We start from the raw sequence: 17,113 nt of genomic DNA, 5'->3' as shown, positions 1-17,113 counted from the left end.
GCAGCAAAGAAGGGTTACGCAGGGCGACACTCCACCTACGTCTTTGCCAATGCCGCCCCATGGTTCCTATGGATACCACAGCGCCGCGGGATGAGTAAACACAAACTAAGGGTGGGCTGCCAACAATGAACTTGTCAGCAACCCACCCTAGAGTGGTTCAGGTGTTACTAGGCAGAAACTTCAGTGCCCTTTGCGCGGCGGCGAGCCACTACGACGGATGCCGTACCAGCTGCCAATGCACCTGCGCCCACGAGGGACCACAGGATGAGGCTGGAGTCAGCACCAGTGTTAGCCAGCGGAACCCCGCCTGTGTTAGCCAGACCGGTGCCAGTGCCGGTTCCGGTGCTCCCACCAGTGTTGGAAAGTGCGGCACCGCCGACGACAACAGTTACCGGGCCTACAGTTACACCGGATGAGTTGCCGGTAGCAGTAACCGAGTACGCGCCAGGTTCGTTGATGACGATCGGAGCTGAGAATGCGCCGTTACCGTCAGCCGTAGCCGAGAGGGTAGACGGAGCCAGCGGGATACGCGCAGCTACCGAAAGGCTTCCGGCAGAAACGCTGCTGCCACTGGCAGCCGGCGTGCCCGTCGGCGTCACGGTGATCGTGATGCCCTCACCCGGAGTAAAACCCGTGCCGCTGAAGACAAATGCTTCACCCGGAGCTACGGAGGCGTCGGAAACGGCGACGCTGGTGTTAGGTGCCGGGTAATTGGCGTTGTTTGCTACGGCCGGAACTGCGCCGAGAAGTGCGATGGAGCCTGCAAGCGTAAGCGCTGCAAGAGATTTCCTCATGTGTGTCCCCCCTGAGACCTTAAGTGGTACGACGTGGTGTTTGGAGATTTCCGAGACCCTACGTGACCGTAAGCGAAATCTCAGTGTGCTGCCCAAATAGAACTTACCATTTGATGGCTCCTAGCAGCAAAGAAAATCCATACCCGTTACAAAGGATTAACGTGCCGGTCCCTGGCTATTCACAAGTGGACTTAGTGTGGCTTGGATCACATCCTTGACTGGCTGTGTCGTCGGTGTAACAACTACCTTCGGCTCCGAGTCCTGGACGATGTGGCCGAAATTGAAGTCAAGGGTCGTGCTTTGACCGGGAGCAAGCCTGATTGTGGATGTGCCGACCGCGCGTTGACTGTGCCTCTGCGCTGCGAACGGTACTTTTTCACCATCTTTGACAACCGTGTCAATATTCGACTGGACGGGGCCATAAGCTACGACATTGGTTTGTACTGACCCAGCCGGGATGCCGAAGGCTCCGCCGCCTGTGACGTACGCTGGCAGGGACTTGGCAGCGTCGATCGGGGCCGAGTTCGTACTGGTGACCCTGACGGTGACCTCCCGGTAGCCATCCCGCGTGCAGTCCTTCACTATCTGAACTGAGCGTTTGACCCAGTAATCCATCTTGGCGCCAGTCCCATCGTTGAAGTAAACCCCAAACTGGGCTGGTGAAATGGAAGCACCCGAGACCATACCGCCGAGAGCGTACTGACCTATAGTGCTCTCTTCTTCGACTGCAGCGGACCACAAGAGTATGCGTCGTTCCTCGGCGCCTCTTGAGAGGGCCTCCATAAGCTTCTTGGGGTCGGTCTTTCCCGAAGAAAGAGCCCCGAAAATCTCCTTTGCCGCGCCCGCGAAGTAGACATCCTGAAGCTTGGGCTCATCGATTTTGGCGTAAGCATCTGACAGCAGTGTCTGCACGACGTTCTTACCAGTCAGTTGCGCGGGTAGATCACGGCCAATCTGCTGAACAACGGGATCCTTGATCTGCACCGGGCCCGTAGCGTCGAGTATGAAGCTCAGCGCGACTGGATCCAGCGACAGCACGCCGTCAAGACGCTCGCCGGTGCTCTTTTCCCACATGGCCTGGGCTGTGCGGGCACTTGTGGCAAAGTCTGGCGTTAAGTTGACGTCTTGCATGAATTTGCCAATCCGCCCTGAATAGATTGCTTGCTGTTCAGCATCAACGGCAATTGGAGGCACAAAAGATCCGAGGGCCGCTGCGCTCGTTTGCGACTCAAGTTTTAGGCTTCCCTTGTCAACGTCGAGAACTGCCACGGCTCCAGGGATTCCACCCGTCGCTCGTATCTCCGCGTTGTTTTGCATAAGCAAGAGGTACCGCCGTGGCGAGTTGGCGCCAAGCATGTTGGGAGCAAGTTTGGCTGCGTCGGCGGCAGAATCGAGCTCGCCTTGAAGGTCCGTCAACTTCTCGCGGGCATCAATGAGTGGTGCCGAAACCTCTGCCATCAAGCTATCTGTCGGAATGTGGTTGAGCCGCTGAACCGATTCGCGGACCGCGTAAGCTGCCGAATCGACCATTGGCGCAGCCGCTTCCAACGGGGCAAGGTCCATGGGACCGTTGGTGGGAGTGAGAGCCTTCCAGTCGAGCGATTGAAACGCTTTGACAAGTGGCGTTGCTCCGAGTCGAGCAACATCGTCGGCAGACGTGGCAACTTCACTGGCCGCCTGAAGATTCGGGCCGATCCAGGGTAGGACAGCGGCCGCCTTCCAGAGGGGGTCACTTGCTGCGTCACGCGCCTTTCCGGTGTGTTGGACAAGTGTCTCGACTGTTTCCGTCGCTGCTACCGCATCATTTTCGGCTACTGCGGTCTTGAGGTTCGGAAGTAACTGAGTGGCGGCATGCAGTTCTGTTTTTACGATCGCCGCCCTTGAGCCAAGCCAAGCAGATGCGGCAATCAGGACTATCGCTATGGCTGCTGACCAGATGCCTGCAATTTTGAGGCGCTGTCGAATCTTGCGCTTGGAACGAGTGACGTTACTGCCAGAATTCGGGGACATGCAGCCATAACCTCTTTTGGATTGAGTCAGATCAGAACACGCTTAGTACGCGCCGGTGCTGTGGAAGACGGCCCTCACCGTTCGCAGGATGATCACTAGATCGCCAGCCAACGACCAATTCTCCACATAGTAGAGGTCTAGTCGCACAGAGTCCTGCCATGAGAGATTTGACCGGCCGCTAACCTGCCATAGGCCCGTTAGGCCGGGCTTGACCAAGAGTCTCCGGCGTACATCACTCTCGTACGCCTCCACTTCACGGGGAAGCGGGGGGGCGGGGTCCGACCAGACTCATAGATCCGGCAAAAATGTTGAACAGTTGGGGGAGTTCATCCAGGCTGTACTTCCGTAGCGTAAGGCCTACGCGAGTGATTCGAGGGTCGTTCTTTATCTTGAAAAGGACTCCTTGGCCCTCATTGCGATGCTGGAGTTCGGAAAGACGCGACTCAGCATCGACAACCATGGAGCGGAACTTAACCATCTGAAAGTGGCGCCCTTCCATTCCGACGCGATCTTGTTTGAACAACACCGGACCCTTGCTATCAGCCCGAACGAGGACGGCAATGAATCCCATCAAAGGTGCTGTAACCAAGATCAGGAGACCGGAAACTACGACGTCGAACAGACGTTTGGCAACACGCTGGCCCCCTTCCAGCGTTGGCGTTGTTACGTGAATTAGGGGCAGACCTGCTACTTGCTGCGTATGAATTCGAGGGCCGGCGATATCAGTTAGTGCGGGGGCCATGATCAAGCCAATATTGCGAGCTGCAAGTTCCCATCCGAGGTGCCGGATCGTTTGAGGGTGCAACTGAACGCCGGCTGACACCGCCACGGCGTCGGCTTTGCATTCGTCAATAGCTTCCAACACTGAGGCCGTATCGGTTGCGTGTCCGAGTATGGGAAGGTTTGAGCCGGGTTCGACGGAAATGCTCTCCGGACCGCCGGGAATGTATGCAGCTACGGGGAGGTATCCCGCGTGCTTTTCACGATGAAGTGAGGAGGCCAAATGTGCTACCGCGCTGGGGCCTCCAAGCAGGAGGAGACGCGACATGCTCCCCCCACGTTGCCTAGCGACACTGAGATGCTGGCGCAACAGCCAGCGAGCAAGGAGTAGACCTGCGAGTCCGACTGGCAGCGCGATTGCCACGTAGCCACGTGCCGTGTCCACTCGGAGAACGTACGAAACAATTGCAACGAGACCGAACAGCCAAAGAGTGGCGGCCGCGACACGTTTATATTCGTCGGGGCCGGCTCCGAGTATCCGGCTATGTCGACTGCTCCAAGCACCCAACATGAACCACCATGCGATGGCGAGCCCAATAGAGAGTAGAACGTAGGCAAACTCGTGATCCGACGGAAGAGGATCCGTCGTGTAGCCGAACCTACCGATGTATGCACCTATCACAGCCCACGTGACTACGAACCCATCTACAAGCGCGAGCCGCCGTGAGTGGCGGATTCTCCAGTCGTTTTCCCCCAAAGGAAGCAGCCTTTCATCAATTATGGAGCCGCCAATGGTCACAAGCATCCAACGAGGATGTTAGCTCAATTAACCTGCTTGTTAACCCCAGGACGTTGGTGGCATCTAGAGGGATGTTCTGCAGCGTAGACTGTCTCAAGCCTTCCATATCCGAGTGGTCGCTGCTCCATCGCCTCTCAAGATTTCGTCATTACGACTGTGGGTTGGCGCGCTGAAGCTGCAACCCATAGCATTTTCTGGGCGAGCCCGAGACTCTCCCAAGGGTGTGACCCAAGCGTAGGGCTGATTTTTTGGGCAGGCCGGCCTACGGCTTACCGAGCTTAGGTCAACCAGCTACTTGCGTAATGCACGCGTTGTCGGGAAACTACGAACATCATCCGTACCAAACCAAAGGACTGAGAGTCTGGGGCTCTCGTGGGGGACATGGCCAAGATTTTGCACGTGACGGAGTGTCATTATGGTGGGGTGAGCCGAGCCATAAGAAAGCTCGTCGATCTGACCAGCGAACATCAGCACTACTTGCTAGTTGACGGCCAGGATCAAGATTTTTCGGCTGGTGTTTTGGAAGCCCGTCGATTTCAGTCGAGCGGCACGATTGGTCGAACCCTAGAGGTTCGCAAGGCTGTCGCAGAATTTCGACCGGACTATGTCCACTTGCATTCAAGCTGGGCCGGCGCCTATGGCCGCCTCACGCGTCTTAGGGCAAAGATCATTTATCAGCCGCACTGCTATAAGTTTGACGATGTCACCTTAGAGCCTGCTAAGAAGTGGCTGTTTAGGTTCGCCGAGAAAATGCTGAGTTTCCGTTCTCATGCAACGGTTGTACTGTCCCCCCACGAACGAACTTTGACGATGCAGCTCAATTCCAATGCCGAATGCGTTTATGTTCCAAATGCACCCAGCTGCGACCTGCTCGAGAGCCTAGACGGTCGAGACGAGGTGACCAACAGGGTCAAGCGTGTGGTCATGGTTGGGCGGATTTGCAAACAGAAGGATCCGAGCTTCTTTGGGGAGATCGCGAGACTTGCTGCCTCCAGTTCTACGCTTTCTGATTGGGAATTTCGGTGGATCGGAGACGGGGAACCTGACCTCAGGCAGTCATTAGCGTCCCAAGGAGTGCAGATAGCCGGATGGAAGGAAAGCGATGAGTTGATCGCTGAGCTTGACGCCGGTGACTACTACGTTCACACCGCTGCTTACGAGGGCTTTCCGATCAGCATTCTTGACGCTGCGGCTCGAGGACTGCCAATTGTCGCCCGGGAGATAGACGCCCTTGCGGAATCCGGAGCTTACCAGGTAACTACCCCTGAGGATGTCGTCGCAGCCCTGGAGAAGTCTCATCTTGATCCCGAATTTCGCGCCATGCTAGTTGAAAAGTCTGTTCATCTCCTCGATGCAATGAATGAGTCGAGTCAGGAAAAAGCTTGGCACGGCCTCTACTCAGGACATGCGGGTGTTGCGCCGTGAGGGTCGTTATGCCAAGTCGAATCCTAGATCGGAATGTCGGGGGCAACACGACGTACGCCAGGGAAATTGCAACCAGGCTTCCGGAGCACGGTGTTGAGATAGATCGTCTCCGATCGGGCAGTAACCCGATTTCAACCATGGTCACGGAGTCGATCGACTCTAGGAAGTACGCACCTGAATCGGTCGTACATTTTGTGGCAGATACTGGCCCACTTCTTTCTCCGCGGATGCCTTCGGTCGTGACCGTTCATGGCGTGGCAAGCCGTTGGATATCGACTGCTAGGAGCTCACAGCAGGAGTTCATTTGGCGGGCCAGAGTGGGCGCGGCTATCCGCAACTGCGATCACGTCATAACGGTCTCAGAATCTAGTGCAGACGATGTCTCAACGGTTTTCAAGTTGGATAGAGCACTAATCTCGGTGATACCCCATGGCATCAGTCAATCCATGTTCGCGCATAACGAAGAATACTCGGACTCCATTGCTGGCCTCGTCCCGGAAGAGTTTCTCCTTTACGTCGGAAATATTGAGCCAAGAAAGAATCTCATCGAGCTGATCCAAGCTGTAGAAACCAACCGCGATCTCCCACGCCTCGTCCTCGCTGGCAAGCCGGCTTGGAACTTCTCGGAGTCGATGGATGCAATTACTAAAGCCACTCGCACTATCTATTTAGGCTTTGTCAGCAACGAGGATCGCGCGGCACTCATGAGTCGCTGCGCAGCCTTTGTGTTTCCTAGTCTCTACGAAGGTTTCGGATTCCCGGTATTGGAAGCCATGGCATCGGGTGCGCCCGTGATCACAACTGACCGCGGGTCTCTCAAGGAAGTAGCCGGACCGGCCTGGATACTTCAGGGGACCGACAGGCAAGCTATCGGCGACGGCATCGTGGCAGCCCTTGACGACACAGCTTGGCGGCGGGACGTCCGTGAACAGGGAAGAAGCTGGGCATCCAAGTTTTCGTGGGATGAGAGCGTAAGCAGGCACGTCGCTATATACAGGAGTCTATTGACATGAGTGCGACGCGAATTCTGCTTCTTCACGGCTACAGTTCAATCAACAGAGGGGACGGTCTTCTCGTAGACGAGTCCTTGCAAATGATTCGCGAGGTGCACGGTGAGGAGGCACGGATTGACCTGGTCACCTCGTATCCGGAGTCTTTTCGCTACGCAGGGCTCAAGTCATACTGCTCGAAACCCTCCTATTTGGGGTACGACACCAAATATCTACGTCTACTTCTGAGTAGATTCCGGGACTACGACCTCGTTGTCGGAGTGGGTGGTGGATACCTCAGGTTTGGCACACCAGTCGAGTGTCTCAAGACCTTGCTCGTCATGGGCCCGCAACTCCTGGCGGCTGCTGCCAGCATCCCGCCGACTGTCTATTTGCCGCAGAGCATTGGCCCAGCACGCTTTGGGTTCGGACGGCCGTTGCGGTTCCTGCTCGCTAAGCTGAACAGAGTCTGGGTACGGGACAACCGAAGCCTTGAGCAATTCGGGGTGGGACAAGTTGCTCGGGCCTCGGATCTGGCACTGCTTGCGATGAAGCGGAAGGTCCATCCAGACGTCAACGTTCTTACGCCCGTAATCAGCGTGCGTGAACACAGGGGCGGTGTACCTGAAGGAGCCGTCGTCTTGGCCGGCCAAATCGGTGACTTCGATGGGTATGTCCAAAGTGCAGTGGCTGGCAATAACGACGAATTAGCAGTTCGAAGCCTAAAACCATCCAAGATCTGCACTTACGACGAGTTCATCGGATCGCCGACATCTGCCCGAGTGGTCGTCGCCGTTCGTCTGCACGCTGCTTTGATGGCCATTCAGGCCGGCCACTACGTGGTGCACCTGGCCTACGAACGGAAAGGATTCGGAGCCTTCGAGGATCTGGGACTGGGCGACTTTGTCTTCAACGTGCACAGCTTTTCAACCAGTGATGTTGAGGACATCGTACGGCGATTGATGACAGATCCCGTAGCCCGGGAGGCATACGATGCTCGCATCTTCGCGGCGAGTGAATCCATTAGAGCAAGCAGAGTACGAGTCTTGGAGTCATTGTTGAACAGCACCGCCCGATCGAGTGTAGAGGCTCCGTGATGGCATCGGAAGCACCTTCACGCCCTGAGCCGGTTTCTGTTTCGGTCGTGATTCCAAGTTTGCGCCCAAGCGAGGGGATTCTGCGACTTGTGGGGTCGCTCGAACTGCAGCGCTTTGAATACTTGCAGATTGTCGTCGTAGACCAAGGCCCGGGGCTTGAATCGCAGAAATTATTGGAGCGCTATGACGGACCTCTTCGTTCAAAGATAGAGGTTGTTGCATCGCCGCCGGGATTGGCCAAGGCTCGCAACGCGGGTTTGAGGGCGCTTCGTGACGGATGGGATGTCGTTCTCCTGCCTGACGATGACGTGTGGCTTGATGGTGACGTCAGCGATTCCGTAACGCAAGCAATCCGGGAAGGTGCCGCCGCCGGAAGCGGACGACTGCTTCCCGAAGAGGTCGATGGCGAACACCGCATTGACTTCCCGGACCGCCAAATAGACCTAACACCACGAAACGTCTGGCGAAGCTCGATAGAAGCGTGCTATTTTCTCACCCCTGAATTTCTCCGCGGAGTGGGCGGCTATGACGAATCTCTGGGGCTCGGTGCGGATACACCCTGGCAGTCTGGAGAGGGTACGGATCTGTTGCTTCGCGGGCTTCAGCAAGGTCATTCAGTTGTTTACGTCCCGGGGTACGCGCTTGTTGAGGCCACTATGCCGACTCTGTCGGCAGAGAATAGCCGTCGCAGGCTACGTAACTACGCACGTGGCACTGGCAGGGTGTTCGCCAGAAACTACTCGTTGAGGGGGCGATGCACACTGCTCATCCGCTCGCTTGGAAGATTAATACTGCATGTCCGGCTGGGTCGCGAGACCTTCCAAGACAATTGGCAGATCTTGCTCGGCCGGGCTGAGGGCATAATAGGCAAGTCACTGTGAGACTCATACAGAACCAAACTGAGGCTGGAGCCGCGACAATTCGTGCCCCGTATTCTGCGGCAATTACCAGCCTCATTGGCGTTGGGATAGTCGTCGCGGCATACCTTCTTTGGAATGAGTCGAAGTCGGTTGGGATGGTCCTAGCGCCCGTGATAACGATCGTCACCGCGCTGGCGGTCCGCAATGCCCGGGCCGTTGCCATTGCAACTCTGCTGAACTACCCTTACGCTTTAGGGGCATATATTGGCGCATTAAATGGGGTGACGTTCTTTCCCCGCCCACCACTTTCTAGCTACGAAGCTGTTGCACATGAACAGACGCTTACGTTGCTCACAGCACTTGGACTCACTCTGGTTCTCGGTATTGCCCAAAAGTTTCAAAACGCCCTCGCGGATGGATGGAGAGTGTTTTCCGCCGTCGGGCGTAACAGTGTCAATTCAGTTCACAAGCGTATCGAGATCGTTCTCTGGGCTGGCCTCCTCGTTGGTCTTCATGACGCTGCGTTCCTAGCCGCTAACCTGGGTGCTGTTCTAAGCAGTGGTCGTCACAGTTTCAAGCAAGAGTTCTGGGTGGGGAATGGGCTTTTTGGTATCGTATTGGCCTTGGTGATCGGAATCATCTTGGTCAGCGTGTCAATGACAGTCAAGAGGTATCGCTTCAGGGCTTTGGCTATTCTAGGAATATTTTGGGGCCCTAGTCTTATCGCGGGATCCCGGAATTACTTCAGCGTGCTCATGGTGGCTGCCCTGTGCGCCGCCTTCTTCGCAATTAAATCGGGCCGTCATAAGCTCTGGCTAACGGTGGCCGCGATATTAGGAATCTCTGCATTTACCTGGCTTCCAACCTTGTGGTCTACGAACGATTTGGTTGGTTTCAATGAGTGGATACTGCCAACCAGTTCATTGCTTCCGTTGAGTCTGGGCCTCTATACCGCAGAGTCCCTGGGGGCGACTTCCATACTCCAACAGTGGGTTCTATTGTTACCTTCTCCACTGCGACCTTACCCCGTCACCCTGTACGCCGATGAGTTCGCCGAACGTAAGTTCACGAATGTTGGTGTAGCCGGAAACCCTTGGGCCGACGCGTATGATCCCGACCTTTTCGTAAGGGTCTTGATTTTTGCTATTGCGTTCGCGTGTGTTTTTCTAATCGCCGGGCTTCTGCGAAGAATCCATGTCTTCGTGCCATTTATTGCTTTCGGAATGATGGCATTTCTGGGGCGATCTATATTCTGGAATATTATTGTGGTACTTCTCTATTCTGCGATACTGCTTCGTTTGCTTATTCCAGTCAAATCAGTTGAGGGCCAAGTTACTTGAGGCTCCTTAGATACTCCCTGGGCTTTATAGATCAAGGTGTGCTCAGCCTAGCTAGTATTCTTTTCCTTGTTTTAGCCGCTCAATTTCTCTCTCCGGAGCAGTTGGGAACCTTTGTCCTTGGGCTGTCGACAGCAGTACTGATTCAAAGTCTCGTGAGGGCTCTGAGCGGCGAAACGCTTTTGGTTCGTTCAACACGGGAGAATTTTGCGGCGGACGAAAGAGGGAATTCTCTTGGTCTGTCCCTGGTAGTTGCCATTGCTATTGGGGCCGTCATGATAGCCCTGGCCTTTACCATTCCACAGAGTGCCGATTTCTACTTATCTCTTGCCGTGGCCCAATTTGGTCTTCTGATCCAAGACAGCGTGCGCTTTGCCGCTATCTCGACTGGGCGGACTGCGGGTCTTCTCGCCCTCGACGCGACATATACGGTGGCCAGTTGCTCGGGTATTTTCGTCGCGGGGACGCTTGGCCTGGACGGTAGCGGCATGCTCTTATTCCTGGGCGCGTCGGCTACCCTGCTGGGCGCGGTCGCAATGTTTGCTTTTCGTTTGCTGCCCAGATTCGGAGCAGGCATTCAATGGCTGGCGAGACACTGGAGGCTGAATTCCTCGTTCGTTTCCGAAGCTGTCTTGGGGGCCGTCCTCGGGTATTCCATTACTCTGATTCTCAATTTCTACGCAAGTGGTCCTGAGCTTGCCGCTTATCGGTCGGCATTGTCCATCTTCGGCATGACAAGCCTCGCCATTAATTTCCTTCGGACTATGGTTTTGCGGGATCTTCGCCCTAATCATCTGCTGAGAAGGAGATCCTACTGGCGCAGGATGGCTGCGATGTCGTTGTTGGTGGCGGTAACAGTGGGTGCAACGTACCTTGTTCTAGCCAACCTACCTGCGCGACTTGGTGCTGGTTTATTCGGCGAGACATGGGTCATTATGGTGGGGCTGTTTGGGGCGACAGCCCTCAACAGATTTTTTGCAGGCTTATCAGTGGTTCCCACAGTTTTTTTGCGCGTCCAAGGCGTTACGTGGCGGGCGACGATAGTAAGAATCGTCGTGACTATCTTGGGTTTTGGGCTGGGGCCGGTGGGCGCATTTCTTGCAGGTGCTCAAGGCGCATTACTGGCAGAAGCTGCCCTGTACCTCATGCTTGCAGTTTCACTCACGGTGTTGTCGCGCAGGTCGACCGGGAGGCCGCTGCACCGACGTTCCGGCCCGAATGCGCGTTTACTGCGTAGAGAGGGAGCTAGCGTTTCCGGGGGCCCGAACGTCTAACTGGAATAGCCGGCGTTGTTGCGACCTACAGCCCATGCCCGTTACTTGGAGGATAGGCACTTCGGCGGCTTAGGGCGGATAATCCGTTCCTCTTGCCTGACACTCAGTGGCGGCTTGCAGTTCGAAGTAGGCAAAAGGAATTCCCCTGAGTAGAACCGTGACAGTGCCTGTCAGGGTCTTTGCGTCTTGGTCTCTTTGTCTCTAAAAGAAGAACTGCGAGCTGGGATGCGTGAAGGTACAGCGGCGCCAACTCGACCGAGTGACGCGAGCTTCTGCGAGTGGCTGGCAACTCGGCATCTTCGCTGCAACTGTCCAATTTTTGGTCCGGAGCAGCAAGATAATAGGGGCTGCGGGTCTGGAGGACTACGGCTGTCGTTCAGCGCACCTAGTACCAATGAGCGGAGTTGACAAGAGAATTGGCCAATCTGTCCCGTTAGATATATCGAACCCGACCAGGATCCCAAGCGCTAGAGAGCTGAACCCTTAGCTAACCCCGGATGTCGTCCATATGCGAGGCAGGGAACCGCTGGGCTGCTCTGGCGGGTGGCTCCGGGGTCGAATCGTCCAGCCGGGCGGGAACTTCAGAGCGTTGAGCCCGACGAGTTTTGGCAGTGCTTTCAATGCTTCCGTAGTAGCCGTATCCATAAGCATCCGGACCCTTGATTGGAAGGCGGTTCAAAACAATGCCAAGAAGATTCGCGTTGACCATGCTCAGCGCGGCCATGGATTTCTGGACTTCCTGTTGAGTCGTTTTCTGGACACTGACAACGAGAACTACGCCACCGACGTTCCGTCCAAGAACGGCGGCGTCTGTAACAGGAAGCAGAGGAGGCGCATCTATGATTACGGCATCGAAAACAGTTTCCAGACGTTCGAGCAGGTTGCTCATTTCCGTAGAGCCAAGAAGCTCGCTTGGGTTTGGTGGAATTTGGCCGGAGGTGAGGACGAATAGATTGTCCTCACCCCAAGGTTGGAGCAAGTCATTGATGTCCGCGTTGCCAATGAGCGCGGTGGTCAAACCCGCGCTTCTGTCCAAACCGAGATACTCGTTGACCATCGGGCGGCGTAGGTCACCATCAATGAGACATACGCTCTGGCCAGCTTCAGCCATCGCGATTGCGAGGTTTGTTGCGGTTGTGCTCTTACCCTCGCCAGGAAGTGATGACGTAACGAGCACAGTCTTGGCATTGCCTGTGACATTAGTGAATTGCAGGTTCGTGCGGAGCTGTCGAAATGACTCAGCTCGGGGGCTTTGAGAGCCGGTCTGCGTCAGAAGCGGCTGTTTAGTCGCTGCAGGGTCGAAAGATATCCCGCCTAGCAGTGGGGCATCCGTTGCATGGCGGAGGTCCGCTTCACCGCGAATGCGGCTATCCAGCAGGCTTCGTGTGATGCTGGCAGCGATGCCGAGAGCGAGGCCGACTACAAGGCCAAGGAGCAGGTTGGTCCTGGCATTTGGCGCGGAGGGGCTCGTGGGAGCCTGCGCCGGTGTGATTATGGAAAGTCCCACTGGCGAGGTGCCACCAGTTTTTGGGCGTTCCAGAGACTCGACAGCGGTCACGAGGCTGTTAGCGACGGCTTGAGCAATTGCGGCCGCTTGGACCGGAGACTTATCGGAGGCGGTAATGCTTATCAATACCGTGTTTAGGTCAGCACTCGCTTTGACTCGCTTGGATAGATCTTCCGCAGATTCGTTCAGACCCAGCGCATCGATCGCGGGTTGCAGAACAACTGGCGTGGACACAGTCTTAACATAAGACTGCACTCGTGCTTGGCTGAACGTGTTTCCTTGCTGGAGTTCCTGGACTGACCCTGAATTCTGAATGGAGACGAAGAGCTCTGCCTCGGACGTATACGTAGGAGCGGTCAGCGCTGTCGCCGTCCCACCCACCAGAAGCCCAGCTAAAGTCAACGATGTAATCAGAATCCAATTTCGCCGCACCATTCGCAGGTAGTCGCGTAGATCCAAACCGGGGTCCCCCTGATAATTTTTGTTGCGCTGACGTGCCAACAGCTGAGCTGCGGATCGAGTCTATTCTAGCTGCCCCCTTCACGTAGCTAGCACATCACTACGCCGAACTGTCCCGCGGTAGCGGCTTTGCATAGCAGCTAGGTGTTGTAGCGGCAGGGTAGGCTTCTCGGTTGAACCTACCTTGCGCGGATGCACTCCGCATGCGGTGGCCCCGACCCGCTTGCCGGTCGGCGATTTCGCCGATGCCTGGGGCGGCTGCTTCGGGGGATGCGGACAGTTGACGAGCCAGAGCCCTCGAGGTCGACTGTAGCCAAGAGTTCATCGAACAAAAAAGTAACCGAACTGTTCAGGCCGCTGCCTCGCAATAGAATCGAAATATGAAGGTACTGGTCACCGGCGGCGCCGGATACATTGGGTCGCACACCGTCCTTTGCTTGCTCCAACAGGGCCACGAAGTGGTTGTGCTGGACAATCTTTCCAACTCAAGCCAAGAGTCCTTGAAAAGAGTTGAACGTCTGACCGGGGGGACCATACTCTTCGAATGTGTCGAGCTATTGGATGCCGGCGCTGTCGAGTCTGTCCTCAATCGGGGTGATTTTGACGCCGTAGTTCACTTTGCAGGGCTGAAAGCTGTAGGAGAATCGGTTGCTGATCCCCTCACTTACTACGAGACAAACATCGTTGGAACAATCAACCTTCTTCGAGGAATGCAGAAGGCTGGTGTCCGTAGGCTCGTCTTCAGTTCGTCGGCGACTGTTTATGGAAATTCTGAGAATGTTCCACTTACTGAGAAATTGCCCTTGGATGCGACCAATCCATATGGCCGCACCAAGGAACAGATTGAGGACATCTTAAGCGATCTGTGCGCAGCAGATCCCAGCTGGGGCGTGGCACTTCTTCGCTATTTCAATCCTGTCGGAGCCCACGAGTCGGGACTCATCGGAGAATCGCCACGAGGAGTGCCCAATAACCTCTTGCCCTACGTTGCTCAAGTTGCAGTGGGGCTGCGGGAGAAAGTGTTCGTTTTCGGCGCCGACTATCCAACTCATGATGGCACTGGTGTCCGTGACTACATACACGTGATGGATCTCGCCGAGGGGCATCTTGCCGCTCTGAACCACGTATCCAACAATTGCGGTGCTTTCAAGTGGAACTTGGGAACGGGGCGAGGCTCTTCTGTGCTGGACGTAATCAAAGCGTTCAGCACGGCAGCTGAACGGACTATCCGGTACGAAGTAGTAGCGCGGAGGCCCGGTGATGCCGCTATCAGCTATGCGGATGCTTCAGCAGCCTTAGCTGACCTTGGGTGGTCGGCACGGCGTGATTTGGCGCAGATGTGCGAGGATCACTGGCGCTGGCAGTCGTCTAACCCGAACGGGTACTCCCAGTAGACCCCGTTGGGCGCCGATGCCTGCCATCGAAGCTTCTTCCACGGGCAGGAGCTGCGCCTAACCCACCCGCTCCATCCCGAACTCCTCCACGCGCCTGCCCACTCCCAGCAGCTCAGCAATCGCAGCGATTGTCCGCTCGGCGGCAAGCCCATCCCCATACGGGTTCACGGCATTCGCCATGGCCTCGAAATGGGGAGCATCGTGAAGCAGCCGGCTAACCTCGGCCACGATCCGTTCTTCGTCCGTGCCGATCAGTGCCACTGTCCCGGCTTCAACGGCCTCGGGGCGCTCTGTGTTGTCGCGCATCACCAGTACAGGCTTGCCAAGGCTCGGTGCTTCTTCCTGGACTCCGCCTGAGTCGGTCAGGACAACGTGGGCCAGGGAGAGCATGCGGGTGAACTCGCCGTAGGCCAAGGGCTCGGTAACCAGAACGTTCGGCTTCCCTTCCAATGCAGGTAACACGGCTTCACGGACCACGGGGTTCTTGTGCGCAGGCAGAACGATCGTCAGTTCGGGCTCGGCGTCGGCGATCCGGGCAAGGGCCCGGCCCACTCCGCGCATGGCATCACCTTGGTTCTCGCGGCGGTGCGTGGTGACCAGAAGAATGCGGCGGCCACTCACAGCAAGCGACTCCAACGCAGGGTCAGAGAACGGCACTTGCTTGTCCACGGTGGTCAGCAATGCGTCGATCACTGAATTTCCGGTGACCACGATGTCTGCAGCAGCAACACCCTCGGCCAGCAGGTTGGCCCGACTGGTAGTGGTGGGAGCCAGGTGCAGGGAAGCGATCTGGCTGGTGATCTTCCGGTTGGCTTCTTCCGGGAAAGGGGAGAGCAGGTTCCCGCTGCGGAGGCCGGCCTCCACGTGGACCACGGGAATGCCGTGATAGAAAGCGGCGATGGCGCCGGCGGTGGAGGTAGTGGTGTCACCCTGGACGATCACCGCATCCGGCTTTCCAGCAGCAAACAGGGAGTCGAGCCCCCTCATGGTGCGGGTCATGATGTCCGTGAGGGACTGGCCCGGCTGAAGAATGTTGAGGTCGTGGTCCGGGGTGATCCCAAAAAGCTCGTTGACCTGATCCAGCATTTCCCGGTGCTGGCCCGTGACTGTCACAACGCACTCGAAGAGCTCCGACTCCATCAGTGCACGGACAATTGGAGCCATCTTGATGGCTTCCGGCCGGGTCCCAAAGATAGGCATGATGGTGTGCACGTTTTCCCCCAAAAAGACCGGCCCTAAGGCGCCCGAAACTAGTGCAATCCTAGCCGTTCACAAGCAAGCAGAATTCACCAGAACCCTTAGCATTCAGGGCGTAGCCAGACATCGAACAGACCACCTGTTTCCACCACGAAGCGCCAAAGCCAACCGGCGGGGGAGAGCTGCGGTTTGGTGCCCACCATGTGCACGTCAGCGGCTATGCATTGCTTCATCAAGGTTCCTGCCCGGAGCAGGTGATAGTCGGACGTCACCACAGTCACCGACTTCCAGCCGCGCTCCGCGGCAAGGTCCCGCAGATGGGCGGCTTCACCCCTGGTGTTCAGCGGATCCGGACGGAAGCAGTCAAGGTGAGCATCGCCGTCGTGCGCTTCACAAAACTGATCCGAACCGGCGTTGGCGGGCAATCCCGTGGTGACCACCACCAGGTCCGGAATGTTCAACTGCTCCCGCAAAGCCAAGCCCTCCGGGAGGCGTTCGCTGCTCATGCCGCCCAACACCACAATCGCGTCGGTCCGCTGGGGAGTGGGGTGGGGCGGGTTGTGGAAGAGCTGGTAGGCAGCCATCAGCCACAACAGCCCTGCGAGCATGGCAGCAACAACCGTCCAGATGACTTTTCGCTGGAACGTCACCGGGTATCGACGTCTTCGAACACCAGGAAAGTCTGGGTATCCAGGATGCCCTCCATGGACTGAAGCTGATCGAAGATCACGCGGCGGAGGTGGATGTTGTCGGTGGCGCGGACCAGGAGGATGACGTCGAAGTCGCCGCCCACCAAGGCGATGTGGTGGATCTCCGGGATGGCCCGCAGCTGTTCCTTCAACTCCCGCCAGGAATGCTGCTGCACCTTCAACGTCACATACGCGGACGATCGCAGGCCGGCTTTGATTGGATCCACCAGGGCCGTGAACTTGGTCAGCACGCCCTCGCCAGTGAGCCGCGCAATGCGGGAATACGCGTGGGCGCGGCTGATGTGCACGTTCTCGGCTACCTGCGTGATGGACATGCGCCCGTCCGTGGTGAGCTCGCGGATGATGTCGCGGTCCACACTGTCCAGCGGTACGGCGGTCTGCTCCGCCTCGGCCTCGCTCACGGTCTCTCCAATTCGTCTACAGCACAGGCGCGTAACCCAGCTCACAATTGCAATTCGTCTTTCAGAATACCCAGTTTAGGCAAGGTCTTCCATGATTCAGCGGAAAGCTGGATACGAAACTTCAGCGGGGAACATACTGG

Annotated in this window: 13 protein-coding genes and 1 pseudogene; 7 read left to right on the top strand and 7 right to left on the bottom strand. The window is 56.7% G+C overall.

The annotated features are described in order from the left end of the window. Positions 1-167 precede the first annotated feature (167 nt). The 3 genes and pseudogenes from HMI60_RS15305 to HMI60_RS15295 all read right to left on the bottom strand — a co-directional run bounded on the left by HMI60_RS15305 (position 168) and on the right by HMI60_RS15295 (position 4,191). Positions 168-794 carry an LPXTG cell wall anchor domain-containing protein gene (locus tag HMI60_RS15305; protein ID WP_189075341.1) on the bottom strand — a complete coding sequence of 209 codons (627 nt, stop codon included), beginning with the start codon at positions 792-794 and terminating at the stop codon, positions 168-170. 156 nt (positions 795-950) lie between these two features. After that, the gene (locus tag HMI60_RS15300) at positions 951-2,804 is read right to left on the bottom strand and encodes a DUF4012 domain-containing protein (RefSeq protein ID WP_193589907.1); all 1,854 of its coding nucleotides are present in this window, start codon (positions 2,802-2,804) and stop codon (positions 951-953) included. A 42-nt stretch (positions 2,805-2,846) separates the two neighbouring features. Then, positions 2,847-4,191 (bottom strand): annotated as a pseudogene (locus HMI60_RS15295) (sugar transferase). A gap of 513 nt (positions 4,192-4,704) precedes the next feature. Here HMI60_RS15295 and HMI60_RS15290 point away from each other — a divergent pair. The 6 genes from HMI60_RS15290 to HMI60_RS15265 all read left to right on the top strand — a co-directional run bounded on the left by HMI60_RS15290 (position 4,705) and on the right by HMI60_RS15265 (position 11,305). Next, positions 4,705-5,748 carry a glycosyltransferase gene (locus HMI60_RS15290; RefSeq protein WP_189075338.1) on the top strand — a complete coding sequence of 348 codons (1,044 nt, stop codon included), beginning with the start codon at positions 4,705-4,707 and terminating at the stop codon, positions 5,746-5,748. An 8-nt stretch (positions 5,749-5,756) separates the two neighbouring features. Continuing rightward, positions 5,757-6,761: a glycosyltransferase family 1 protein gene (locus HMI60_RS15285; RefSeq protein ID WP_193589906.1), complete on the top strand. Its 1,005-nt coding sequence runs from the start codon at positions 5,757-5,759 to the stop codon at positions 6,759-6,761. Further along, complete coding sequence (locus HMI60_RS15280) at positions 6,758-7,834, top strand: polysaccharide pyruvyl transferase family protein (protein ID WP_193589905.1); 1,077 nt, start codon at positions 6,758-6,760, stop codon at positions 7,832-7,834. The genes HMI60_RS15285 and HMI60_RS15280 overlap by 4 nt, the downstream gene beginning before the upstream one ends. Beyond that, the gene (locus tag HMI60_RS15275) at positions 7,834-8,715 is read left to right on the top strand and encodes a glycosyltransferase family 2 protein (RefSeq protein ID WP_193589904.1); all 882 of its coding nucleotides are present in this window, start codon (positions 7,834-7,836) and stop codon (positions 8,713-8,715) included. The genes HMI60_RS15280 and HMI60_RS15275 overlap by 1 nt, the downstream gene beginning before the upstream one ends. Positions 8,716-8,864: 149 nt before the next feature. Further along, on the top strand, positions 8,865-10,034 hold the full coding sequence (locus tag HMI60_RS15270) for a hypothetical protein (RefSeq protein ID WP_189075334.1): 1,170 nt from the start codon (positions 8,865-8,867) through the stop codon (positions 10,032-10,034). A 38-nt stretch (positions 10,035-10,072) separates the two neighbouring features. Then, on the top strand, positions 10,073-11,305 hold the full coding sequence (locus HMI60_RS15265) for a hypothetical protein (RefSeq protein ID WP_189075333.1): 1,233 nt from the start codon (positions 10,073-10,075) through the stop codon (positions 11,303-11,305). A gap of 487 nt (positions 11,306-11,792) precedes the next feature. Here the strand turns inward: HMI60_RS15265 and HMI60_RS15260 are convergent, their stop codons facing one another. Next, positions 11,793-13,271, bottom strand: coding sequence for a polysaccharide biosynthesis tyrosine autokinase (locus HMI60_RS15260; RefSeq protein WP_189075450.1), 1,479 nt, complete (start codon positions 13,269-13,271; stop codon positions 11,793-11,795). 380 nt (positions 13,272-13,651) lie between these two features. On the opposite strand from HMI60_RS15260, the gene galE reads away from it, so the two are divergent. Further along, a complete protein-coding gene (gene galE, locus HMI60_RS15255; RefSeq protein ID WP_189075332.1) occupies positions 13,652-14,665 on the top strand; it encodes a UDP-glucose 4-epimerase GalE in 1,014 nt (337 codons plus the stop codon). Between the two features lie 57 nt (positions 14,666-14,722). Here galE and wecB read toward each other — a convergent pair whose 3' ends face one another. The 3 genes from wecB to HMI60_RS15240 all read right to left on the bottom strand — a co-directional run bounded on the left by wecB (position 14,723) and on the right by HMI60_RS15240 (position 16,973). After that, positions 14,723-15,865, bottom strand: coding sequence for a non-hydrolyzing UDP-N-acetylglucosamine 2-epimerase (gene wecB / locus HMI60_RS15250; protein WP_305082341.1), 1,143 nt, complete (start codon positions 15,863-15,865; stop codon positions 14,723-14,725). A 98-nt stretch (positions 15,866-15,963) separates the two neighbouring features. Continuing rightward, positions 15,964-16,512: a YdcF family protein gene (locus tag HMI60_RS15245; protein ID WP_193589902.1), complete on the bottom strand. Its 549-nt coding sequence runs from the start codon at positions 16,510-16,512 to the stop codon at positions 15,964-15,966. After that, entirely contained in the window at positions 16,509-16,973 is a 465-nt protein-coding gene (locus tag HMI60_RS15240; RefSeq protein WP_018776870.1) for an Lrp/AsnC family transcriptional regulator, read from the bottom strand. Before HMI60_RS15240 ends, HMI60_RS15245 begins: the two co-directional genes overlap by 4 nt. Positions 16,974-17,113 lie beyond the last annotated feature (140 nt).

Source organism: Paenarthrobacter sp. YJN-D (assembly GCF_015040335.1).
Lineage (GTDB): Bacteria > Actinomycetota > Actinomycetes > Actinomycetales > Micrococcaceae > Arthrobacter > Arthrobacter nicotinovorans.
This window is presented reverse-complemented; position numbering and strand designations above follow the sequence as displayed.

Bases quoted from the DNA above. Each gene is read 5' to 3' on its own strand.
- HMI60_RS15280 (WP_193589905.1), top strand. From the start codon at position 6,758: ATGAGTGCGACGCGAATTCTGCTTCTTCACGGCTACAGTTCAATCAAC.
- HMI60_RS15305 (WP_189075341.1), bottom strand. From the start codon at position 794: ATGAGGAAATCTCTTGCAGCGCTTACGCTTGCAGGCTCCATCGCACTT.
- HMI60_RS15300 (WP_193589907.1), bottom strand. From the start codon at position 2,804: ATGTCCCCGAATTCTGGCAGTAACGTCACTCGTTCCAAGCGCAAGATT.
- HMI60_RS15275 (WP_193589904.1), top strand. From the start codon at position 7,834: ATGGCATCGGAAGCACCTTCACGCCCTGAGCCGGTTTCTGTTTCGGTC.
- HMI60_RS15285 (WP_193589906.1), top strand. From the start codon at position 5,757: ATGCCAAGTCGAATCCTAGATCGGAATGTCGGGGGCAACACGACGTAC.
- HMI60_RS15290 (WP_189075338.1), top strand. From the start codon at position 4,705: ATGGCCAAGATTTTGCACGTGACGGAGTGTCATTATGGTGGGGTGAGC.
- galE (WP_189075332.1), top strand. From the start codon at position 13,652: ATGAAGGTACTGGTCACCGGCGGCGCCGGATACATTGGGTCGCACACC.
- wecB (WP_305082341.1), bottom strand. From the start codon at position 15,865: ATGCCTATCTTTGGGACCCGGCCGGAAGCCATCAAGATGGCTCCAATT.